Below are 22,944 nucleotides of genomic sequence, written 5' to 3' on the forward strand. Positions count from 1 at the left end.
ATACAATCATTAATTGCATATTGTTGTTTGGGAGACGGTCATGGCGATTACGATAAAACTTACCAATGATACGGGTATGAGCACGGGCAATGGGACTGTTTGGGTGGCCGGCTGGATCAATGCCAGTGACAGCAGCAGTTTCAAAATCTTGCAAAAAGGTGGCAGTTTTGCTGCCCCGGCAAACCCGTCCGAACTGCCATTTCACAGTTTGCCGGATGTCGCTACGGTTACGCTCGACGAGAGCACCAACGGCAATGACCGCTTGTTGTTCGTGGTTGCCCAAAACCAGCCTGCGGCCCTTGCCATCAGTAACAACGCCCCAACTCAATATGCGCAGTACCCCTATGCGGCAGAACCGGGGGACGGAGTGCAGCCGGCCGGGCCGTACGACGTGTTTGAATTCGGAATGGACGCACAATTCAATGTAACCGCAGTCAGCGGATTCGGCCTGAATTTGCGGTTTTCAGCCACCAATCCAGCAACCGGCCACCTGCAGTACTATGGCATCGACGCTAGTGTCAGCCGGGAACAAATTGGTGCAGCCTTTACCGCATTTGTTGCCAATGAGGCCAAAACCTATGCACCTGCTGCCGATTTTGCAGAGCTTTTGTATTCCGCGCCGCTTCCAGGTACCACTTATATGCCGCCGATGATCGGCAATGAGTTTTTTGCGCTTTGCGACCCCAATGACATGCTCGCGGCCAAAAGCGGCAACTACACCGGCAGCACATCCGATCCACTTGCAAGCTATTGGGACACGGTGCTGGCCCAGTTCTTTGCCGAAGGCAACCGGATCAGCCTCAACTTAAGCGCAAATCCAGCGGCTCCAGAAATTTATTCTGGAATTTGCGGACCAAAAACCAACCCCGAAACTGGCTACGCCACACAGGCTTACTGCCTGAGTAACGGCACCAACTCCTACGACATCTACAAACCGAAACCTGGACTTCAAAGTGCGCAGTATGTTTTCCAGCAAGCCTTCGGAAACCTGACCCCAGCTGGTAGCGCGGGTGACGCAGGCTTGTTGCAGGACGCCATTTGGGAAGCTCTTTGCAGGGGCGTCGCCATGTCGGGCGTACTTCTTCCGACAACACCGCTGGAGCTGGAGCCTGGCTTTTCAACGCTGGCCTGGAACAATGCAGCGAGCTGGTACCGGGCAGGCAGCACCTGCCACTATTACGCAAAGTTCCTGCATTGCAGCGATATCGATGGCAACGACTGCCGGATCAGCGGAAAATCGCCGATCTACTATGGCGGCGCGGCCTATGGGTTCTCCATGGATGAAGATCCACTTGGCCCCTATTCCGGCCCGAATGTCCCCTCCAAGACGCCCTTTAATGTCTCCTCAGGTACCATCAAACTGTCCATTGGTCCCTGGCTCGGCACCACTCAAGCATCCTTTGCTCCGAGTGCGGCAGTTAGATAGTGGGGGTTCGCCTAGGCAATTGTTTTGATCCCGGCTCCACGCCCAGACCGGACTGAAGCTTTAGTCGGCCGGATCCCAATCTGCGATCGGAGCACCGAGGGCTGCAGCCATACGGCCGATCGCTGCGATTTGGGGAGCGTCTTTGCTTAGGAAATCTGAAGCGGCATAGCCCCACCAATCCCAGCAGCCTTTCGGATTGCCGCCAATCGCGCCAAACCAATTGAAAATATCACCGGGAATGACAGCCGCTTGCGGGTACAAAACGACAATCCGGTTGCTTTCCGCCCAGCGATTGTACTGAGTCAGGCGCGCATATTTTTCGCCGATCAGCCCACTGAACTGCTGGCAGCCGTGAAGCGCGATATGAAGGCGGCAGGTTTCCACATCTGCGCAAGCTGTCGGAATATAGGCATACCCAGTATCCCCCATTCCCGGCACACCGTCTGCATAAAGTGTCTGATCAAAGGACTTCAAGTTGGTTTCGACGGGTTCCGCCTCAGGTTCAAGCGAACCGTATAGCCAGGAGAGGATATCGCGCGCCTGCTCGATCTTCCCCGACGCCCCGTGCGGCGCGGGGCAGCTGTTCAAATAGTCCGGAGCTGTGATCGCGCAATCGACCACCCCACAAGAGAGATCCATTTTGGCGTCTTGCCGGTTGGCCGGGCAGGCATTGGTTGCCTCAGACGCGGTCAGAAACCCGTGACCGGCGTCGACATCCCGCACAAACCGAATGTTTTCCGGCGGGACATTTAGCGCGGCATAGACGTCAGCGAGCGCTGCCATGGTTGGCCGGCGCACCGTTTCATCCGCTGACCCGTGAAACAGATAAATCCGGTCATCGGCAATATGTGCGATCGGATCAATTTCTTCTTCGTATTGCTGCATCACCGCCAGCGACTGCGCCGGCTCCGGCGGGCTCGGAGTGTTGTCCATGCACACGCCGACCGCTTTCACCACACGATAGTGGCGGATCATATTCCACCAGGACTGCACCACAGCACAGCCATAGGGACCGCCGGCCACAACCCCGGCCCCGGCAATGTTTCTGGAAAAGGCTGTTTGCAGCTGCACTGCCATGAAGGCCCCGCTGGAGAGCCCCGAAACGGTCGTCTCGGTGACATCCAGGGTCAACTTGGGCAATGGCTCGGCCGCCACAGACGTGCACATAGCCAATCCGAGCATCAAACAACCGGCTGAATTTGCAGAAACCCATCTTGAAAAGCGCATTGCAACCACCTCACAAAAACAATCAATGATTGAATTTATCAAGGCCACCAACTTCACGCAACGGCAACGCACAATTTCCTATCGCGACGCAATAGAAATGCCCCTCTCCCCTCACCGGCACGGTTTGCGAGGGGAGCTAGACGATCCAAATCATTACTGGATTGGAACCGGGCAAACCATCTGAGTGTGCTGCGAATTAATCCAGCAGTTCGGCGGAAGCGGTCCAGATGGGATCGGATAGTAGTAGTACACCGGCTGCTTGTTGGCATTGGCGATCGCCGCGCCTGTTGCCACACCAGCTGCATAGGCGGCACCCGGGTGATAATAGGGACCATAGGGCGGATATGGCGGGTAGTATGGGTGATAAGGATGATGCCAGGCCCGGCACTTCGGATCTTGTGGTGCGTGGTAACAATAAGGTCCGTAAGGCTCGAACCCGACCGCGCCCTGCTGAGGTGCTGCAGCCATATGCCGATGCCGCGGCTTTGGGCCGTGGTCAATGAACAAGGCAACTCCAGTTGCGCTTTCCGGCAACTCACCGCGCAGTACTTTTACGCCGTAAACGACCGTCGAGCCTTCGGTTGTTGCTGATGTCAGTTCGACCATTGCCGGTGGTTTATCAGTTCCGCTCAAGACACTCACCACCGCGTTGGGCGGAACTTGATTGAACGTGTTGCCGTCTTCCCAATAGACCGAAAAGTCGGCGTTCGAGATTTGACCGCCCACCCGGTAGGGCCGTTCACTGAAAAACAAAACACCGGTATTGGCGTCCTTTAAGGTGAGCGTTTTCCCGTCGAACGTCATCGATCCGGCCTGCTGGACATAATCATAGGCCGGCGGCGGGGCCGGATCGCCTCCGGTTGCCGTCTGAGCCGACGCAATCCCGCAGGTAAAACAGATGGCCAAGACGGCCGGTAGTGCAGACGAGACTTTCATGAACCCCTCCTCCCAGTTTCAAAATGACTCCGATGCCGGTCGTGCGAGATTGGCATGTGCAACCAGCAAGCCCTGTGACGTGGAACACATTTTCAGGCAAATGCATCGGAAAGACGGCACCAGGATGAAGCTTTTGTTAGGTAAGCATCCGCAGATCAGCTGGCTGTTCTGCAAACAGACTTGGCAATTTCCGGCGAACACGCAAGACTACGGTCCTATCGACAGCCACCGGAAATGCGATCATGATCCTTCGCAGCCTTTGCATCACAGCCCTGATTCTGCTGCCAGCCACTGCGCACAGCGGTGATTTAACCGTCAACGCAGGGGACGTGATTTCTGCGGTCAGTGGATATCAGAATGGCGACTATTACCGGGCTGTGCTGGTCAACAACGACGGCGATGCGGATCTTTATCTTTTCAGCCGGGACATCAATGAAATTCACCTGGAGGCCACAGCACCCGGCATTGCCGTCACCGGGATTGGCGGATCAGATGCCGCGCTCACCACCACGGACAAAGGCGCCCTCAAGGTCCAATCAGAAAACATCGCCATCGGCCGGCACCGCTGGCAGCAAACACTGACGATCTTTCATCGCAATGGCCGGTTTGTGGTCGCCGGCTACACTTATTCCTTCTATGACACGCTGGCGGTGGACGCCAATGGGGAGGTCCTGACCGGCGAATGCGACGTTAACCTACTGACCGGAAAAGGTTTCTTGGACGGCAAGGCAATCCGCACCAACCTGAAAGCGCTGCCCGTTTCTGAGTGGTCCATGGACACCAGTCCGCCGGAATGCTCCTGGGAATAAAAAAGGGAGACTTCTTACACTGAAAGTTATCTCAGGCGCCAAAAATCACGCTGAAAGTATGCACAATGAAAATCTGAACCAGGATCACATTTTCAGGCTATCTCTATTAATTCTTTCAAATAGTCATAGGCTCAGCTTTCAATCCAATACATTTTTAAGAACCAGAATAGACCATCTGAAATATCTCCCAATATTTGGAGGACTATCGGATGAAACAGCATCTTATTCTCGCAAGCCTTGTTCTTTCTCTTGTTCCTGCCTCTGCCTCTTCTCAAGACGTCCTGCTGGTTCAGGACGAGGCCTACCCACCGTTCATGGATAAACAGGATGGCAAACCGGCCGGGATCCTGGCAGATATCATCCAGGCAGCAGCAACCAGGATGGCAAATCAAGGCGCCTTCAAACTGGATACGGTTCCCTGGTCCCGCGCCGTAAAGCTTGTGGAGGGCGACAGGGCCCATGGATTGGTTGGAACATACTACAAGCCCGAGGCGCGTCCTTGGATCGGAACCTACTCAGAACCATTGATGACAGAAGAAGTTGGCATCTATTGCAAGCCTGGGGTCGCAAACGCCAGCTGGGCCTATCCAGATGACTATAAAGGCCTCACATTCGGCAACAACACAGGTTTCCAATCGCCCGGCGCAGCGTTTTTTGCCCTCGTCGACGCCGGAGACATCAAACTCGAAGAAGCCCAAACCACAGCGCAAAACCTGAAGAAACTATCGTCCGGTCGGATCGATTGTTATGTGCAAGAGCGGTTGACGACGGAAATCGCGATTAACAAACACAAACTCGATAACATTGAGTTCGTGGCGAATGCGAGTGAAGAGAAATCCTTTATCGGTTTCCGGAAGTCCTGGAATGGACCAGAGGCTGACGCCTTTATTGAGGCGATGGATGCAGCCATTGTGTCCCTCAGGGAAGATGGGACCATAGACAAGATCATTGCCAGCCACGTCGGCAGTTAGGTCAGACAATAGATGTAAGTCCCTTGAGCGTGCCTTGGGGGACTTTCCATTAGTCTAGAGACCCGAGGCAGCCTTTTTCATTTCGTGGACCGAAAGAGGCTCGATTTTGGGGCTAAAATTCCCGAATCGACTTTAATGTTCCCCCAAAAACAATAATTTCTTCGTTGCTGATTTTCATACACCGCTAGCTAAACATCTTGTTCTCGTACCCTTGCAATCGTTCCTTAAGTTTTTAAAACGACCATCTTTTGATCTCGGCACATGGACGAGGATAACTCGTGCGACAAGTATTGCTTGCAGCCAGTCTTCTACTCACTTCATCTTCGGTGTTTGCTGAAGTCCGCTTCGTGCTGGACGAGGCCTATCCACCCTACATGACGAAATCGGACGGCGAACCTGCCGGCATACTCACAGACATTGTTCGTGCAGCAGCGGCACGCATGGATACAAACGACCATCTGCGACTTGACGCGCTGCCCTGGCCAAGAGCGGTTAAACTGACGGAAGTCGGCAGGGCACAGGGTCTTGTCGGAGCATATTACCAGCCCGAAGCACGCCCATGGATTCAAGCCTACTCCGAACCCTTGCTGATAGAGCAGGTCGGCATCTACTGCAGAAAAGGTGTTGCGAGCCCGGACTGGTCGTACCCAACTGATTACAAGGGACTGATTTTCGGAAACAATTCCAGCTTTGAAACACCGGGCCATCAGTTTTTTACAATGGTGGACGCTGGCGACATTACGCTGGAAGAGGCGCTGACAACCGAGCAAAACTTGATGAAGGTCGATCTTGGCCGCGTTGACTGTTACGTGCAGGAACGTTTGGTTGCCGAAAAGGTCATTAGAGACAGCCAACTGGACAACGTAGACTTCATCAGCATCGCCAGCGAAGAAAGGTCAATGGTTGCCTATCCAAAAGCCTGGGAAGGCCCCGGCGCGAAGGCTTTCATAAAAGCCTTTGATGCTGCCATCGTTGAGATGAAACAAGACGGCACGATCGAAAAGATCATAGCCGGGCACACCGCCAACTGACCGAAAAACGAATATTTTTGCAACAAAAACCCGGAATGTGTTTCCGGGTTTTATGAGTGTATGCAGCCACTGCATTACCACGTCAGCGGCTTATACTTGATGCGGCGCGGGTCGGCGGCGGTGGACACCTATGGCGAGGCCCCAACCGCCGAATGTGACGCTAACCTTTTGACCGGAAAAGCTTCTTGAACGGCAAAACAATCCGGAGCAACCTGGAAGCGCTGCCCGTTTCTGAGTGGTCTATGGACACCAGCCCGGCGGAGTGCGCATGGGAGTGATCAGTTAGAACACGTTGCAATTCAATGGTTTCATGTGACCGAGGCACATGACGCCAACTCCTCCCGGGTCTGAGATATCTGTCAAGCCACGGCGATCATCTTGCGTGGATCATAAAACGGCTTTTCGACAATGACGGCGCGTTCCGGCCCCTCTGGAATGTCGATCTGAAGCTCCGCTCCAAGACGGTCACAATCGGCAGAAATCATCGCTAGAGCAATATTCTGTTGCAACCGCGGCGAATACACCGCCGATGTTACTTTTCCAATCGCCTCCCCATCTTTGCGAACCGCCCAGAAGGTGGTGTTCGGACCACGCAACGGGGCGCCGCCAATGACAAGGCCAACCTGTTTGCGGGCAACACCGGCATCGCGGATCCGCTGAAGTGCGGCTTTGCCGATGAAATCAGCATCCATCGACAGGTCCACCAGGCGATCCAGACCTAATTCAAACGGATTTGTCTGAAGGTCCGCATCGGCATGATACGACAGCATGGCGCCCTCGATGCGGCGGATCGACGATGTGTGGCCCGGCTTGAGGCCCAGCGGCGCACCCGCTGCCATGATTTTTTCCCACAGCTCGCCGCCGCGGCTGCCATCGCGCAGAAATAGCTCATAACCTAGTTCGCTGGACCAGCCCGTGCGGGACACGATCAACGGAATTCCGTCCAACTCGACCTCGCGATGCCAATAGTAGCGCAGGTCCATGATCTCTTGACCAAACAGAGCCTGCATGATCGTCCCGGATTTTGGGCCTTGAAGCTGCAGCGGCGCAACGTCCGGCTCGGAGATCGAGACATCCAATCCCGAATTCAACGCAACGCCTTGCGCCCACAACAGGACATCGCTGTCGGAAATGGAGATCCAGAAGTGGTTCTCGCCAAGCCGAAGGAGGATGGGATCATTGATGATCCCGCCGTCGGCATTGGTGATCAGGATGTATTTGCACTGGCCAACCGCCATGCTGGACAGGTTGCGCGGTGTCAGTTTCTGGACAAAAGCCGCCGCATCCGGACCGGTGATCTCCACCTGCCGTTCGACAGCCACATCACACAGGATGGCATCCTTGACGAGATTCCAGAAGTTTTGTTCAGGGTCGCCAAAGTCGCGCGGAATATACATGTGATTGTAGACGGAGAACGCCTTAGCGCCCCAACGCACCGTCGCCTCGAAATAGGGCGACTTTCTGATCTGCGTTCCGAATCCGAATTCAGCGGCTGCGCTCACGTGTTCCTCCCACGCTTGATAGGATGTTGTTTGACCTTCGGCAGATCGTTGCCGGCAGCTCTCTTCCGGCAAAATTGGACGTCAAACATCAGGCCTGCTTGACGCAAAGTAATAAATACAGCTGCGAGCTAAAAGCCAAAGAGGGTCACCCCCTGTCACAAGTGCGACATCGGAAAACCTATATACATGTTTCGGTTCAGGACGCGGTTAAGCTCAAAAAAAGGCGACCCAATGGACCGCCTTTTAGGTTCATATCGAAATCAATTTACCACTCATTCGTCGTTACCCGGCTTGACCGGGTCATCCAGACCGTTCCCCCTTTTTTACCCAACGGTGCATGGGGCAACGAAACGGCATGGATCCTCGGGTCACGCCCGACGATGACGGGGCAGAGGCAAAGCCGAGTGCGCAAAAAGCCTCTCTCTCAAAAAAAGAGGCGGAGCAAAGCCCCGCCTTTTCAAATCGCTCAATGAGGTCAGAACTTACCGCGTCAGCGGCTTGTACTTGATGCGGCGCGGGTCGGCGGCATGGGCGCCGAGGCGGCGGACCTTGTCTTTCTCGTAGTCCTCAAAGTTGCCTTCAAACCACTCCACATGGCTGTCGCCTTCAAAGGCGAGCATGTGTGTGGCCAGACGGTCGAGGAACATACGATCGTGCGAGATCACCACGGCACAGCCGGCGTAGTTTTCCAGCGCGTCTTCGAGGGCGGCCAAGGTCTCGGTGTCGAGGTCGTTGGTCGGCTCATCGAGCAGCAGCACGTTGGCGCCTTTTTTCAAGACCTTCGCCAGGTGCACGCGGTTGCGCTGACCACCGGAGAGATCGCCAACTTTCGCCTGCTGAGCCGGGCCCTTGAAGTTGAAGGACGAGCAATAAGCGCGCGAGTTGATCTCCTTGCCGTCGAGATAGATGATCTCGTTGCCGTCGGAAATCTCTTCCCAAACAGTCTTGTTCGGGTCCAACTTGTCGCGGGACTGGTCAACATAACCAAGATGCACGCTGTCACCGACGGTGATGTTGCCCTTGTCCGGGTTTTCCTGGCCGGTCAGCATTTTAAAGAGCGTCGATTTACCGGCGCCGTTCGGGCCGATGACACCGACAATACCGCCGCGCGGCAGCTTGAAGGACAGATCTTCGATCAACAGGCGGTCTTCAAAACCTTTGGACACGCCATCCAGTTCGATGACGTTGGCGCCGAGGCGCTCGCCCACCGGAATAAGGATCTGCTCAATGGTCGGCAGACGCTCTTCCTGCATGGCAACCAGATCCTGGTAGGCCTTGATACGGGCCTTGGATTTTGTCTGGCGGCCTTTGGGCGACATGCCCATCCACTCGCGCTCGCGGTCGATAGCCTTGGAGCGGGCCATGTTTTCACGCCCCTCCTGCTGCATGCGCTTGGTCTTCTTTTCCAGATAGACCGAGTAGTTGCCTTCATAAGGAATGCCCTGACCGCGGTCGAGCTCCAGGATCCAGCCGGTGACGTTGTCCAGGAAGTAGCGGTCGTGGGTGATGATCAGGACGGAGCCTTTGAACTCACGCAGGTGGCGTTCCAGCCAGTGAACGGTTTCCGCGTCCAGGTGGTTGGTCGGTTCGTCAAGCAACAGAAGGTCCGGCTCGGAAAGCAGCAGCTGGCAGAGCGCCACCCGGCGGCGCTCACCACCAGAAAGATTTTCAACGGAGCTGTCTGACGGCGGGCAGCGCAAGGCTTCCATCGCCATTTCCACCTGGCTTTCCAGGTTCCACAGGTCCTGGGCGTCGATCTCGTCCTGAAGAGCAGCACCTTCGTCGGCGGTCTCTTCGGAGTAGTTCATCATCAGTTCGTTGTAGCGGTCGATCTTGGCTTGCTTGTGGGCAACGCCTTCCATGACGTTCTCAAGGACCGTCTTGGTCTCGTCGAGCTTCGGCTCCTGCGGTAGATAACCGACTTTCGCGCCTTCCGCGGCCCAAGCCTCACCAGAATACTCGGTGTCGAGACCGGCCATGATCTTCAAAAGTGTCGACTTACCGGCGCCGTTCGGGCCCAGAATACCGATCTTGGCGTCCGGGTAGAATGACAGATGGATGTTGTCGAGGACTTTCTTGTCGTTATAGGCCTTGGACAGGCCATGCATGTGATAGATGAACTGGCGCGCCATGGGGCTCGTCGTCTCCGCAAGTTGGAATGTCGGGATTCTTTCGAAAAAATCTGGCGCCCTTTTACGCGAAAGGGCTCTTTGGGGCAATGGGGGGATTTTGGCAATGTTCCTTAGGCCAGCCGCTCTGGGGAACGAGCGTCACGCAGCTCCGTCACTGCAGGGCCTGATCCTGCAATCTATTCCGTAATCTCAGCCCATAGCACGGCTGATCGAGTGGAAAGGAAGCGGTATGGATCCCGCATCAAGTGCGGGATGACGATGGTTTATTTCGCGAGGCTCGCATCTAAAACTAGTGAGAAAGTCAACCAGAGCATTAAGCCTGAACAACTTTGGACCCGTTTACGGCCCGTGTGTTTGCTTCTCCATGGGCACAAAACCGCTGAACTCCCCGCACTTCATTCCGTCCCCATTTCGGCGCAGAACCATTTTGTGAACTGGCGGACTTTTTTCGTCTCCTGACGGTCCGGCGCGATGATCACGCGGTAGCTCAGGCCTTCCAGCGCCGTTTCGGGATGCACAGCCACAAGCCAGCCGCGCTGAACGTAGTCGCCAGCCAGAACAGAGCTGGCCAACGCAAGCCCTTGCCCGGCGAGGCAAGCGTTGATCACATGCTGCTCGTCCTGGAACCGGCGGATCCCTGCCGTCCCCCCCAACTCTTTTCCGTGCGCGTCGAACCAGGCCTGCCAGGTTATTCCAGGCAGGTTTTCCGATTGCCATTCCGTTTCGATGAGGGTGTCAAACAGTCTCTCGTTTGAGGCTTCCAGATAGGCGGGCGCGGCATAGGCCCCGAACACCTCGGTAAAGGCGATCCCACCATCTTCTGGCGGCTGCCCATACCGGATCGCAAGATCGAAACTCCGGTCCCGGCGCATGTCTGACGCTCGAACAGACGTATCGACATGAACGGCAATCCCCGGATGCGCGGCCTCAAAGGTACGAAGGCGCGGGATGAGCCAAAGCGCGGCAAAGGCCGGCGTTGTGGTCAAAGACAGCTTCTGCCCCTCACAGGCAATCTCCTCGACCGCCGCCTCAAGCTGCTGAAATGCCGGTCCTGTCGCGGCAAGCAACCTCTGGCCGGCGGATGTCAGCACCACCTTGCGGGTGCCCCGCTCAAACAGGCCGGTGCCCAAATGCGCCTCCAACCCGCGGATCTGATGAGACACGGCGGCGGGGGTCACATTCAATGCGTTGGCGGCAGCCTTAAAGCTGCCCAGCCGGGCCGCCGCATCAAATACCCTGAGAGCAGTCGCGGATGGAAAAGCCATGAGCCTCATAGATTAATTTTTCTTACTTATACGTCAGAAAGATGCGTTTGTTCTCAAAGAATTTCAATGCAATTTTTTGCCAAGAGACACATTGGCCTAATCTATCGAGATCATTGGACACGCTCATCATGACCACCATTCTCAGACTTGACGCTTCCACAAGGGTCAGCGGCTCGCTCAGCCGGGCGCTCGCCGACACATTTCAAGAAAACCTCGCCAAGAGCCAGCAAGACCTTAAAGTCATCCGCCGCGATGTCGGAAAAAACCCGCCGTTCCTCATCGACGAAGATTGGATTACCGCGGCGTTCGAACCGGAAAACACACGCTCAGACACACAAAAAGAAGTTCTGAAGCTCTCCGACACGCTGATTGAAGAGCTTCAGGCTGCCGATCTCATTCTGATATCTTCGCCGCTTTACAACTACGGCATGCCGGCAGGCCTCAAGGCCTGGGTCGATCAGGTGATCAGGATCGGCAAGACATTTACCTTTGATCTTGCGCGCGGCGACCGTCCGCTAGAACCGATCTTCTCAGGTAAGACGCTCGTTCTGGCGGGCGCCTCCGGTGAGTTCGGCTTTGGCCCTGGCGAGCTCAATGACGGCCGCAATCATCTGGTGGCGCACCTTCAAACCTTGACCGGGTACTTGGGAGCGCGCGAGATGCATCACATTGCGGTCGAATACCAGGAATTTAAGGACGCGCGCCATGCGCGATCGCTAGAGAATGCCCATCGTGAAGCGCGTGAATTGGCAAAAAGGCTGGCGGGAGAGATAGATGCGGCAGCCGCATAGGCGCAACAGTCAGGACCTTTACCGGGATGACGTCTGAGGGTGTGGCGTAACCTTTCACAAATTCAGGCGGTCATCCCCGCCCCACGAAGTGGAAACGTGCGGGGATCCATTCCAACACGCCACTATGGCGCGCTTGGCCGTAATTTTTGCCGCCAGTTCTCTGGAAATGAGTAGATCCCCGCACAGGGCGGGGATGACCGGGTTTCATGTGGCTTTGCCCAATCCCGATGACGTCCCGGCCTTCGCGCCGGGACCTGCTAACACATCAGAACCTTTTTGTTTGCCCCCGGATCAGGTCCGGGGCAGCGCTCTTGGCATAGGCTAGGGGTCTGTGCCAAAAAAATCTGCCGTGATCAGCGTCCGGGTGCGCAAGCCGGCAATTGTTCAGGTTCTTCTGCCTGAACGCCCGCCTCTTTGCGCAATGCCCGTTCCTCGTCGATGACCTCTTGCGGGAATTGACCCATGAAGCAGCAGCAAACGCCCTGATCGATCATGGTGCGCGGGCCGTTCGGGTGGGCGATGTGCTTGTAGACGCCGTGGCTGTGACCGTGATCGTGGCCATGCCCATGGTGATGGTGATGGCCGTGCCCATGCCCGTGAGAGTGGTCATGACCGTGGTCGTGGCCAGCGTTCGGCGCTTCATCATCGTCCGGATCGCGGTATTCGGCATGGTGGTGATGAACATCTACCTCGCCGCGCGCCAGGCGCTCCTTGAAGGAGGCCATCAGGTCGGTGGTTTCCACCAGAGAGCCCTCTGCCGCTTCCGTGATCCGCTCGACAAACGTGTCGATCACATGCGCCTGATCGGCCAGGTAATGGGCTTTCAGGAAGGTGACATCCGGCGCGGTTGCCGCAACGGTGTCGACATAATTGTAAATCCGGTCGATCAGCTTGCCCGAAAACAGAAAGTACGGCGCAACGACGATCTTCTTGTAGCCAAGCTTCAAGGCCATCTCCAGGCCGCGCCCGACGGATGGGAAGGTGACGCCGGAATAAACGGTTTCCGACCAGCCGAAACCCAAGTTTTCGGTGACAATGCGAGTGAGGCGCGCAGCCTCTGCATTGGCGAGAGTGTCAGACGTGCCGCGCCCCACAACGATCAGCATGGTGTCGTAAAGATCACCGTCGTGCACGTGATCCACGCCCAGCGCCTCCAGAATGCGCGATTCAAAGGCGGCAATCATCTGCGGATGCAGGCCGAGCTCCCGGCCATAGCTGACGGTCAGTCCCGGGTTCTTTTCCTGATACGTTGTCAAAACGGAGGGAATATCATTCTTGGCATGGGTGGCAGCAAACAGCATGCCCGGAACCGCCAGAATGTGGGTGACGCCCTGATCGCGCAGGGAATCAAGGCCCATATGAATGTTCGGCGCAGAGTATTCCAGAAAGCCGTACTCAACCGGCATTTCCGGATAGCGGTCCCGCAAGCCCTTGGCGAGCAATGCAAATTCTTCTTCGGCAATTTTGGCGCGGCTGCCGTGCCCGCAAATCATAATGCCCGTCTTCGACATAAGCGGCCTCTCTTTGTTGCGCCGTAGATAGCCCGCAATGCCAGCCGGTTGAAAGCAGAATTTTCTGGGCCGGTGTCCAGTCTGGTTTCGCGGCCGGTTTTTGGCCCTGTCTCCAGACTTATTGGGTCCGGCGCCACCAGCACGTATCTTCCAATGTCCGGGTCCATCTTTGGGCGATCCAACAAAGACACCTCGACGCGAAGTCTGAATCCATTTACCAGTGGGCGCTCCTGTCCAATAACCCATTTCCGGATTTCTCCATGGCCAAACCCGACATTCTGATGCCGTACCGTCTGCTGCCGATCGCGGAAGCTGAGCTTGAAAAACGTTTTACCGTTCACAAACTCTTTGAGGCGGACGACAAGGACACGCAGCTGGCGAAGATCTCTGAAAAAATTCGCGGGGTTGCGCTGGGGTTTGGCCCCTTTGGACCTGACCTTCTGGAAAAATTGCCGAATGTGGAAATCGTTGCCGGCTTCGGTGTTGGGTATGACCACATCGATGTGCCGGCCTGCCTTGGCCAGAACGTCATGGTGACCCACACCCCGGATGTCCTCAATGAGGAGGTTGCCGATACCGCCATCGGCCTGATGATCATGGCAATCCGCGAACTCGGCCAGGCCGAACAATGGGTGCGAGAGGGCAAGTGGGCTGAGCGCAAGCCCTATCCGACGACCCAAGCCACGGTGCGCGGCCGCACCCTCGGGATTTTTGGGCTTGGCCGGATCGGAAAGGCGATCGCCAAACGGGCGGAAGCCTTTGGTTTGGACATCCACTATTACGGCCGCTCAAAACAAGACGGTGTCGACTACACCTACCACGCAAGCCTCACAGAGCTGGCCGCAGCCTGCGATACGCTCATGGTTGTGGCGCCCGGCGGTCCGGCCACACAGCATGCGGTCAACGCCGAAGTCCTGAAAGCGCTCGGCCCCACCGGAGTTGTCATCAACATCGGCCGTGGTTCGGTCATAGATGAGACCGCGCTGATTGCGGCCCTTGAAGACGGCACCATCTATGGCGCCGGGCTGGATGTCTTTGAAGACGAGCCCAATGTTCCGGATGCCTTGCTGAAGCTGCCAAGGGTGACGGTCCTGCCTCATGTCGGCTCGGCCAGTCAGGCGACCCGCGACGCCATGGCCTTGCTCGTCGCAGACAATATCAAAAGCTGGTTTGAAACCGGCAAAGCCATTACGCCGGTTCCAGAGATGAAAAAGTGAAATATAGACGGCCCGACAACTCCGTTGGGCCGATGCACCTGACGTAAAAGCCCCATGCCCTAAATTACATTAGCCGCTAGCCGATCACTTCCCCGATCAACAACTGCGGCTTGGTGTTGGTGTAGTTCGGAATATCGGCGGTCACGGGACCGGCCGCAGCTGATGCAGCCTGAAGTTTTTCCTGATTTTCAAAAATCATGGTCGCCACGGCATAAAACTCCGGTGGTGTATCCGGACCGCCAGCCAAGCCTTTGACCGCTTGCACGCTGACAGCGTGCGGTCCCATGTGCTCGGCGACCAACGCCATATGGGTCTTCGCGTAATAGTCGTAATCAAATCTCGTTTCCGGACCAACGGGATAAAGCACTTGTAAAGAAACAGCCATTTCGAAAATCCCCTTTTATTGCGGTGTCTTGATGCAGACATAGCAATAGCAAAGGACACTCACCCAAACGTCAAGGCTCGCGTTGTTGAGCGAGATTGTTTCTGTAAAACTAGAAACAAAACATATAACCCGCACAACAAATGCAACTACTGATAGGAACTCACCGCAGCGATTACGCAATTGAGTTTGAAATGAAATTACATCCTATCAAACAAACCAGAACTTATCTTATTGTTCATCTATTCATGCGCATGTTTTAGTCTGTTTAAAGGCCTCCACCCGATCTACCTGGCAAGTAAAGATCCGAACCGGGGCACAAAAGACCGGACGAGGATATGGCACGATACGCGTTTGGCATACGTTTCCTGATTTCGGCTGCGGCAGCGCTGATATTTCTGGCGCTTCCTATCGCCGGCAGCGCGGCAGTAGATATCAACGCCGTACCGAATATCACCACAGCCCAAGTTGATGCCTTTTCAGCACTGAGTTGGACCACCGGACCAACTGGCTTAATCCTGATCACCTTGGGTTCGGCCATAATTGCCGCTTTTGCTGGATGGCGCTACATGAGCGCACTGTCCGTGAACCGCCAACTGCACCAGTCTCACAAGCGGCTGGCAGACAAGAATGAAACGCTTGAAGCCCAGGTCGAAAGACGCGCGCTTGAGTTGTCCAGGGAAGTTGAAGAACACAAGCATAGTCAGCAATTTGCAGAAACTTTTTTCAAACAGTCCCAGTCACTAAATATGATTGCCGAGTTCGACGGCAAAATCCTCCGATTGAACAGCGCTTGGGAAGATACGCTTGGATACGACCCTCGGAACCGGACTGACGTTGCCCCCAGCAATCTCCTCCATCCCGATGACCGCCAAAACACGGCCAATCAATTCAAGCTGCTTATCGCCGGGGAAAATGTAGACGGTTTTGAAAACCGCTGGATTTGCGAAAATGGCGGCTACAGGCATTTGCGTTGGTCCGCTCGAACCGACCCAGACCGGCGGCTTATCTATGCTGTCGCGCAGGATGTGACGGAGAAGAAAACCGCGGAAAATGCGCTGAAGCTCAACGCCAGTGTTTTCACGTTTGCCCATGAAGGGATCTTTATCGCTGACGCGACAGGCCGCTTCCTGGATGTCAACGGTGCCTTTACCGACATTACCGGGTATGGTCTGTCGGATCTTCACAACAAGAATGCAGGTCTGCTTCATCCGGAAACCGACAGCGCATCGGCCTATCGCGACCGCTTGGATGCCGTCAATGCCAATGGCGTTTGGCGCGGAGACGTCAACATCCGGAAAAAGGATGGCCAATCTTTTCCCGCCTTGCTCACGTTGAGTGCTGTAGAGGACGAAAGCGGCCAGGTTGACAACTATATTGGCCTGTTTTCCGATATCACAAAACTCAAGAACAACGAGAAGGCGCTGGAAAAACTCGCAAGGCACGACAAGCTCACAGGGCTGCCAAATAGGGATCTGCTGGCGGACCGGCTCACCCAGGCGATGGCGCGGGCGCGCCGCCACGATCTTTTCATCGCTGTGGCTTTCATTGACCTCGATGGTTTTAAGGCCGTCAACGACACCTATGGACATTCCACCGGCGATGCACTTTTGGTGGCGATCGCCCGGCGGCTCAAGGCCGCTTTGCGGATAGAGGACACGTTGGCGCGGATAGGTGGTGATGAATTTGTCGCCATCATTACGGACCTGCACCACGAACGCGACTGCGTTGGTACATTGGAGCGGATTTTGAGGGCTGCTTCCGAGCAATTTATTCTCGGCCCAATTACCACCTCCGTCACCGCCAGCATTGGTGTCGCCTTCTATCCCCAAGACCATGCCATATCTGGGGAGCAGTTGGAGCGGCAAGCGGATCAAGCAATGTATGAAGCCAAATTGGCCGGCCGCAACCGTTACCGCTTTTTTGATCCTGACAAGGACAAGGCGCTGGCGACCTACCACACACAGGTTGCCGAAGCACAGACCGCGTTGGAGAAGAATGAATTCCGGCTGTTTTATCAACCAAAGGCAGATCTCGAGACTGGCCTGATCATCGGCTGCGAAGCACTCTTGCGCTGGCAGCATCCGGATCGCGGATTGCTCGTCCCGCAAGAGTTTCTTCCGCCCATCCGCAAGCACCCCGCCCTGGCCCTCGCAATTGGCAACTGGGTCCTGGATCAGACATTGCGGCAACTGCAGAACTGGCAAAAACAGGGCCTGGACCTGAATGTCAGTGTCAATTTGAGCGGACTTCAGGTTATGGCGCCGGATTTCAAGGAGGTTCTCCACGGGCATCTTGACCGGCATACCGACATCACACCGGAGCACCTGGAAATCGAATTTGTTGAATCCGACGTCTTGCTTGATATCAGCACGATGAAGTCCGTTATCGAGAGCTGTCAGGACCTCGGCGTACGCTTCGCCCTTGATGATTTCGGCGCAGGTTATTCATCTCTCACCTGCCTTAAGCACCTTCCGCTCAACACCTTGAAAATACATCAAGACTTGGTACGCGGCAGCCCAGAAAACCTGCGTGACCAGGAGATCTTGAAAACCATCATCTCAATGGGCCGGGTATTCAATCTCGACATTCTCGCAGAAGGCATCGAAACCGATGGCCATACCAGCTGGCTGCGCAAACATGGCTGCCGGTACGGTCAGGGGAATGCCATTGCCGAACCGATGGCCGCACAGGAACTTCCAGATTGGTATTCCAGACAGATCAACAACCAATTTGCTGGCCCGGATCTGCAAAAACACTCGTCAGCGAGCTAAGCCGCTTGCTCCAGTGCTGAAGTTTAAGCCGCCTTGCGGCCAATCACCATTTCCCGCTTTCCCGCATAGCCCTTGACCTTTTTGATTTCAAACCCCGCGGCTTGAAGGTTCCGGCGCACCCAGCCGGCGGCTGTATAAGTTGCCAGTGTGCCACCGTCGGCGGTTAAGTCTGCCGCGGATTTCAACAACTCCGCGTCCCAAAGTTCCGGATTTTTCGCCGGACTGAACCCATCCAGAAACCAGGCATCCACCGGCGGCATCGGCCCGTCCTGTAAGGGGGCAACGGCCTGATCTCGAAATTCGCCAATGAGATGGCGCGCATCGCCAGTTCCAAGAACCAGCTGTGCGCCACCGACGGTCATGACGCTCCAGCCGGGATTTGGTGCCCAAACCGCCGCCAATTGACCAGGCAGATCACCGAGCTCGGGAAAAGCCGCCAAAGCCCTCAATAGCTGATCTGCTGTCATTGGGCGAAGTTCGAACGACACAAAGGTCAGGGCCGGCGCCGGATTGACGTCTTTCAAGGCCAAGAGCGTTGCCAGGAAATTCAGGCCGGTGCCAAAACCAAATTCTGCGATTGTGAATTTCTTGCGCCCGATAAACCTCTGCGGAAGCCCATTACCGGACAGAAAAACATGGCGCGTTTCGGCCAGCCCACCTGCTTTGGAAAAATAGGTGTCATCGAACCCTTCGGCGCGCGGCACATCCCCGTCCAACCATTCCAGTTCCGGCGGTCGAATGGCCGCATCTGTTTTTCTTTGCTCTTCGTCCGTCACAGCACTAAACCAAGCCTCTGTTCAATGGCCCCTCATAAGGGAGCCCCCTGACCCGATCAAGCGTGAGGACCAACGTGGCTCCGACCTCCAACACTTATGACGTGGCGATTGCCGGTGCCGGGATTTTTGGCCTTTCAGTCGCTTATATGGCGCTCAAGGCAGGCCTCAAGGTCGTGGTATTCGACGGCAAACATGTTGGCGCAGGGGCAAGCGGCGGCCTGCTCGGTGCCTTGATGCCGCATATGCCGGCCCGCTGGAACCCAAAAAAGGAGTTCCAGTTTCAAGCGCTCTTAACCCTGCCCGATCATATCAAGGAACTTGAAGCCGCGACGGGTGTCAACTGCGGATACAAACGTTTAGGCCGGATCTTACCGTTGACCACACAGGACAAGCTGGACCATCATCTGGAGCGGGCAGAAGAAAGCAAATTGCGCTGGCAGCCGGACGAAACCGGATTTTCCTATACTGTGGAACCTCAGGGCAGCCGCTCGGATTGGCTGAGCGCAGACGCGGCTCCTTTTGGCATCGTTTTTGAAACTCTGGCGGCCCGGGCTGCGCCGCGTCTTTATCTAAAAGCACTTGCCGCCTATATCGCTGCCAGAGGTTCGCTTGTGGAAGGCACACGCGTTACAGATTTTGAGGAAACAACGGGAACTGTTCTTCTTGCCGATGGCGCGACAGTCCAAGCCAGCAATTTTGTCGTTGCTGGAGGCCATTCGGCGTTCACCTTGATTGAAAAACTCACCGGCGAGAACATTGGCCGGGGCGAAAAAGGCCAAGCCCTTTTGTTAGACGGCCATGGTCTGGAAGACCGGCCGGCAATCTATTGCGATGGGCTTTATGTGGTTCCTCATGCCGACGGCACTGTCGCAATCGGCAGCACATCGGACCGGACGTCCCAGGATACAGACGTTGATCCGGAACGCTCAGCGGATCTGATCCGCCGGGCAACGGCCTTTTGCCCGTCGCTGGAGGGAAGGAATGTTTTGACAGATTGGGCCGGGATCCGGCCAAGGTGCAACAAGCGCGACCCGCTCATCGGCTTGCTTCCCGGCCACACAAAAACCTATGCGGCAACTGGTGGCTTCAAGATTTCTTATGGCATAGCGCATTTGGTGGCCGATGCGCTGGTCTCAGAGATTGCTGGCAGGCAGGCGATCGCCGATCTGCCGGAAACATTCCGTCCCGATCATCATTTTGGCGTCAACAGGCTGGATACGGATAACTAGAGTCTAAAACGCTGGTCGCGTTTTGGAGGGGCCGGGAGCCAATCGTTAGAGAAAAAGTGAAACTGCAGCGTAGATCGCCGCCATCGACAAGGCCATTGAGCCCCAAAACAGGCTGTTCTTGACAACAAGAAAGACGACGCTGTCAGGATCTCCGTCCGGCATTTTGCGCTGACGCGCGGCATCCGCCTCAATGCGGCGCTGGCGATCTTGTGCAAATGCTGGCATGGCTTTAGCCATTGGCGTGTCCTATTTACCTCTTGGTATGTGCTGTCTGCCGCCTTGGATGACGGGTTTCAGCCACCATACGCTGTTCTCCATAAAACCAGCTCAGGTTATGAAATCATAGTGAACGAATTCTTGACGATCACCACACTGCCTGTGAACTTACACACAAACAATGTAGGGTTGCCAGGAATTTTGGAAAGCTCGCATATCTTCCCCTAAGGTATGAACCCCAATTTACTCCCGAAAAGGTTCTCGAATGTCGCTTGAGTCTGTCCGTTCTCATCTGGCGGAAGCTGCGCCCGATCTCGAAGTTCTCGTCACAAAAGACAGCAGCGCCACGGTGGACCTGGCCGCCGCAGCCCATGGCGTTGAGCCGGGGCAAATCGCCAAAACGCTCTCTTTCCGCGTGAAAGATACCGTGTTTTTGCTGGTTGCCCGCGGCGATGCCCGTCTAGACAACAAAAAGGCAAAAGCAGCCTTTGGCGGCAAAGCCAAGATGTTGAGTGCCGAGGACGTTGTCGATCTGACCAGCCATCCGGTCGGCGGCGTCTGCCCCTTCGGCCTGCCCTCCCCGCTCAAGGTTTACTGCGACATCTCCTTGAAGGACTTTGACGTGGTTATTCCTGCGGCCGGTGCGACCAATGCAGCGGTACGCATAGCGCCTGATCACATGGCAGAGATCACGAACGCGGAATGGGTGGATGTTTGCCAGGCGGTGGTTGCAGCCTGAGGAGTAGCTAGCCTATCCGGCTAGATCATCCTGCGTTCAGTTGAAAACAGGATGATCTAGCTGCCAATAATCGATCAGCTTTTGGCCGCTCTAAGTCTGATGGACATACGTCCCTGGTGCGTCACACAAGACACGATACGGCGCAGCCTCACTGCCCATAGAAGGAGGAGGTGTCTGTTCTCCTGAAAGCCTGCTGATCCAGGTTTGCCATGCCGGCCACCAGGATCCTTCCTGGCGGGGTACTGTCTCGATCCATTTCGATGGATGGATGTATTTGGCGTTTTCGGCTTTCGACGCGATCTGGTAGTGGCGTTTGGGATTACCGGGTGGATTAACGATCCCCGCGTTGTGCCCGCCGCTCGTGAGCACGAAGGTCACATCCGTATCTGTGTAGAGATTGAGCATGTAAACCGATGTCCAGGGGGCCACATGGTCTGAGATCGTGCCGACGGCAAAAATCGGCACCTTGATATCCCGCAGCGCGACTGCCTTGCCCTCGACCTTGAAGTGCCCTTCGGACAATTCGTTGTTCAGATAGAGCTTGCGCAAATATTCGGAGTGCATGCGGTATGGCATCCGTGTGGCGTCAGAATTCCAGGCCATCAAATCGTTCGGAGGCCTTCGCTCACCGATCAAATAGCTGTGGATCAGACGCGACCAGATCAGATCGTTCGACCGCAGCATGTTGAACGCACCGGCCATCTGATGTTTGTCCAGATAGCCTTGTTCCCACATTTGATCTTCTGTGTAAGCCAGCTGACTGTCATCGGTGAACAGCATCAATTCCCCAGCTTCCTCAAAGTCCACTTGCGCGGCGAACAGCGTGATGGATTTAAGGTCATTGGCCGGACGTTTGGCCAGCGCAGCTGCTGCCGCCATCAGCAACGTGCCACCTAGGCAATAACCGACCGCGTGAATTTTCTGGTTTGGGACAAGGTGACTGACGGCTGACAAACCCTCCAGCACCCCCATTTGGATATAGTCTTCGAACCCGAGATCGCGGTCGGCGGCCTCCGGGTTCCGCCACGACACCATGAACACCGTATGGCCTTTGTTGACCAGGTATTTCACCAGTGAATTCTGCGGCGATAGATCGAGAATATAATATTTCATGATCCAGGCCGGAACGATGAACACCGGTTCGGCGTAAACTTTATCCGTCGCCGGGCTGTATTGGATGAGCTCCATCAGGTGATTTCGATAAACCACCTTACCTGGTGTTATCGCGATTTCCTTGCCGGGCCGGAATTCTCCATTCCCGGGCGGCAAACCGCCGTCGGCCAAAAGGCTCATATCCTCCAGAAAGTTACCAAATCCCTTAACAAAATTGGCGCCACAGTGCGTGCGGGCAGTCTCCATCACCTCCGGGTTCATCCAGGGGACATTGGATGGTGACAGCGTATCGACCAGCTGGCGCACCGCGAAATTCACCACTTCGCTATGATGTCGGGATACGCCGTGAATGCCTTTTGTCGCTTCGTCCCACCATTGTTCACCAAGCAGGAATGCCTGCTGATAGGCGTTGAACGGCCATACCGACCAGCCTTCATGTTTGAACCGCCGGTCGCGCGGTTCCGGCTCTGCGACCGGCACAACATCCTGATCCGCAGCGGCTTGGCAGAGATAGGCCAAATACGCCAACCACTTGTCCGCTGCGCAACGCGCTAGATCTGACCGCCTAGATGGATACACGGCCAGATGCGCGGCCCAATCAAAAAACGCCATGGATACGGAGATGGGCGAGATGCCCGCGGTCGCTCGGGCCATCGTTGCATGCAACAACCGATCAAAAGGATATGGTTTCTTGAGCTCAGCCATCTCCGGCGTATGCAGCTCAGGAGTTCCGACTGCCTTTAGGAGCGCCCCCGGATCGGGCGCCAGTGCGTTGAGATCATTTGGTGAAAGTTCTTTGCGTCCGGCAATATCGGCCACAATCCTGTCCTCGCAACCGTTCTGTGATGCCAGGACAAGATACCCCGTCTAGGGAAAAGATGTTTGACCCCGGTCAAA

General features: G+C 55.7%; 19 protein-coding genes. 9 read left to right on the forward strand and 10 right to left on the reverse strand.

The window, feature by feature from the left end; all coding sequences use genetic code 11:
* The first annotated feature begins 40 nt into the window (after nucleotides 1–40).
* Nucleotides 41–1,426 (forward strand): hypothetical protein, encoded by a 1,386-nt coding sequence (locus FJ695_RS22760; RefSeq protein ID WP_141187569.1) that lies wholly within the window; start codon nucleotides 41–43, stop codon nucleotides 1,424–1,426.
* A 60-nt stretch (nucleotides 1,427–1,486) separates the two neighbouring features.
* Here FJ695_RS22760 and FJ695_RS22765 read toward each other — a convergent pair whose 3' ends face one another.
* Together FJ695_RS22765 and FJ695_RS22770 are read right to left on the reverse strand one after the other, a co-directional pair.
* The gene (locus tag FJ695_RS22765) at nucleotides 1,487–2,653 is read right to left on the reverse strand and encodes a hypothetical protein (RefSeq protein ID WP_209010787.1); all 1,167 of its coding nucleotides are present in this window, start codon (nucleotides 2,651–2,653) and stop codon (nucleotides 1,487–1,489) included.
* A 153-nt stretch (nucleotides 2,654–2,806) separates the two neighbouring features.
* Complete coding sequence (locus FJ695_RS22770; RefSeq protein ID WP_141187570.1) at nucleotides 2,807–3,589, reverse strand: hypothetical protein; 783 nt, start codon at nucleotides 3,587–3,589, stop codon at nucleotides 2,807–2,809.
* 242 nt (nucleotides 3,590–3,831) lie between these two features.
* Here FJ695_RS22770 and FJ695_RS22775 point away from each other — a divergent pair, with 242 nt between their 5' ends.
* The 3 genes from FJ695_RS22775 to FJ695_RS22785 all read left to right on the forward strand — a co-directional run bounded on the left by FJ695_RS22775 (nucleotide 3,832) and on the right by FJ695_RS22785 (nucleotide 6,400).
* The gene (locus FJ695_RS22775; RefSeq protein ID WP_141187571.1) at nucleotides 3,832–4,398 is read left to right on the forward strand and encodes a hypothetical protein; all 567 of its coding nucleotides are present in this window, start codon (nucleotides 3,832–3,834) and stop codon (nucleotides 4,396–4,398) included.
* A gap of 209 nt (nucleotides 4,399–4,607) precedes the next feature.
* Entirely contained in the window at nucleotides 4,608–5,369 is a 762-nt protein-coding gene (locus FJ695_RS22780) for an ABC transporter substrate-binding protein (RefSeq protein WP_141187572.1), read from the forward strand.
* Between the two features lie 278 nt (nucleotides 5,370–5,647).
* Nucleotides 5,648–6,400 carry an ABC transporter substrate-binding protein gene (locus FJ695_RS22785; RefSeq protein WP_209010788.1) on the forward strand — a complete coding sequence of 251 codons (753 nt, stop codon included), beginning with the start codon at nucleotides 5,648–5,650 and terminating at the stop codon, nucleotides 6,398–6,400.
* Nucleotides 6,401–6,759: 359 nt separating this feature from the next.
* Here FJ695_RS22785 and FJ695_RS22790 read toward each other — a convergent pair whose 3' ends face one another.
* From FJ695_RS22790 to FJ695_RS22800, 3 genes are all read right to left on the reverse strand, one after another.
* A complete protein-coding gene (locus tag FJ695_RS22790; protein ID WP_141187573.1) occupies nucleotides 6,760–7,902 on the reverse strand; it encodes a glycine cleavage T C-terminal barrel domain-containing protein in 1,143 nt (380 codons plus the stop codon).
* Between the two features lie 482 nt (nucleotides 7,903–8,384).
* Nucleotides 8,385–10,034: an energy-dependent translational throttle protein EttA gene (gene ettA / locus FJ695_RS22795; protein ID WP_141187574.1), complete on the reverse strand. Its 1,650-nt coding sequence runs from the start codon at nucleotides 10,032–10,034 to the stop codon at nucleotides 8,385–8,387.
* 395 nt (nucleotides 10,035–10,429) lie between these two features.
* Nucleotides 10,430–11,299 (reverse strand): LysR family transcriptional regulator, encoded by an 870-nt coding sequence (locus tag FJ695_RS22800; RefSeq protein ID WP_168206463.1) that lies wholly within the window; start codon nucleotides 11,297–11,299, stop codon nucleotides 10,430–10,432.
* 128 nt (nucleotides 11,300–11,427) lie between these two features.
* Here FJ695_RS22800 and FJ695_RS22805 point away from each other — a divergent pair, with 128 nt between their 5' ends.
* Nucleotides 11,428–12,090 carry an FMN-dependent NADH-azoreductase gene (locus tag FJ695_RS22805; protein WP_141187576.1) on the forward strand — a complete coding sequence of 221 codons (663 nt, stop codon included), beginning with the start codon at nucleotides 11,428–11,430 and terminating at the stop codon, nucleotides 12,088–12,090.
* Between the two features lie 353 nt (nucleotides 12,091–12,443).
* Here the strand turns inward: FJ695_RS22805 and FJ695_RS22810 are convergent, their stop codons facing one another.
* Nucleotides 12,444–13,601 (reverse strand): sirohydrochlorin chelatase, encoded by a 1,158-nt coding sequence (locus tag FJ695_RS22810; RefSeq protein ID WP_141187577.1) that lies wholly within the window; start codon nucleotides 13,599–13,601, stop codon nucleotides 12,444–12,446.
* A gap of 260 nt (nucleotides 13,602–13,861) precedes the next feature.
* Between FJ695_RS22810 and FJ695_RS22815 the strand changes: the two genes are divergently transcribed.
* Nucleotides 13,862–14,818 (forward strand): 2-hydroxyacid dehydrogenase, encoded by a 957-nt coding sequence (locus tag FJ695_RS22815; protein WP_141187578.1) that lies wholly within the window; start codon nucleotides 13,862–13,864, stop codon nucleotides 14,816–14,818.
* Between the two features lie 76 nt (nucleotides 14,819–14,894).
* Here the strand turns inward: FJ695_RS22815 and FJ695_RS22820 are convergent, their stop codons facing one another.
* Nucleotides 14,895–15,203, reverse strand: coding sequence for an EthD family reductase (locus tag FJ695_RS22820; RefSeq protein ID WP_141187579.1), 309 nt, complete (start codon nucleotides 15,201–15,203; stop codon nucleotides 14,895–14,897).
* 335 nt (nucleotides 15,204–15,538) lie between these two features.
* On the opposite strand from FJ695_RS22820, the gene FJ695_RS22825 reads away from it, so the two are divergent.
* Entirely contained in the window at nucleotides 15,539–17,974 is a 2,436-nt protein-coding gene (locus FJ695_RS22825; protein ID WP_141187580.1) for an EAL domain-containing protein, read from the forward strand.
* A 23-nt stretch (nucleotides 17,975–17,997) separates the two neighbouring features.
* Here FJ695_RS22825 and mnmD read toward each other — a convergent pair whose 3' ends face one another.
* Nucleotides 17,998–18,750, reverse strand: a complete 753-nt coding sequence (gene mnmD / locus FJ695_RS22830) for a tRNA (5-methylaminomethyl-2-thiouridine)(34)-methyltransferase MnmD (RefSeq protein ID WP_141187581.1) — start codon at nucleotides 18,748–18,750, stop codon at nucleotides 17,998–18,000.
* Between the two features lie 74 nt (nucleotides 18,751–18,824).
* Between mnmD and FJ695_RS22835 the strand changes: the two genes are divergently transcribed.
* Entirely contained in the window at nucleotides 18,825–19,979 is a 1,155-nt protein-coding gene (locus FJ695_RS22835) for an FAD-binding oxidoreductase (RefSeq protein WP_141187582.1), read from the forward strand.
* 45 nt (nucleotides 19,980–20,024) lie between these two features.
* On the opposite strand, the gene FJ695_RS22840 is transcribed toward FJ695_RS22835, so the two are convergent.
* A complete protein-coding gene (locus tag FJ695_RS22840) occupies nucleotides 20,025–20,216 on the reverse strand; it encodes a hypothetical protein (RefSeq protein ID WP_141187583.1) in 192 nt (63 codons plus the stop codon).
* Between the two features lie 244 nt (nucleotides 20,217–20,460).
* On the opposite strand from FJ695_RS22840, the gene FJ695_RS22845 reads away from it, so the two are divergent.
* Nucleotides 20,461–20,934: a YbaK/EbsC family protein gene (locus FJ695_RS22845; RefSeq protein ID WP_141187584.1), complete on the forward strand. Its 474-nt coding sequence runs from the start codon at nucleotides 20,461–20,463 to the stop codon at nucleotides 20,932–20,934.
* 90 nt (nucleotides 20,935–21,024) lie between these two features.
* On the opposite strand, the gene FJ695_RS22850 is transcribed toward FJ695_RS22845, so the two are convergent.
* Nucleotides 21,025–22,866, reverse strand: coding sequence for an alpha/beta hydrolase (locus FJ695_RS22850; protein ID WP_247653714.1), 1,842 nt, complete (start codon nucleotides 22,864–22,866; stop codon nucleotides 21,025–21,027).
* Nucleotides 22,867–22,944: the final 78 nt, after the last annotated feature.

The sequence above is a fragment of the Labrenzia sp. PHM005 genome (assembly GCF_006517275.1).
Taxonomy (GTDB): Bacteria; Pseudomonadota; Alphaproteobacteria; order Rhizobiales; family Stappiaceae; genus Roseibium.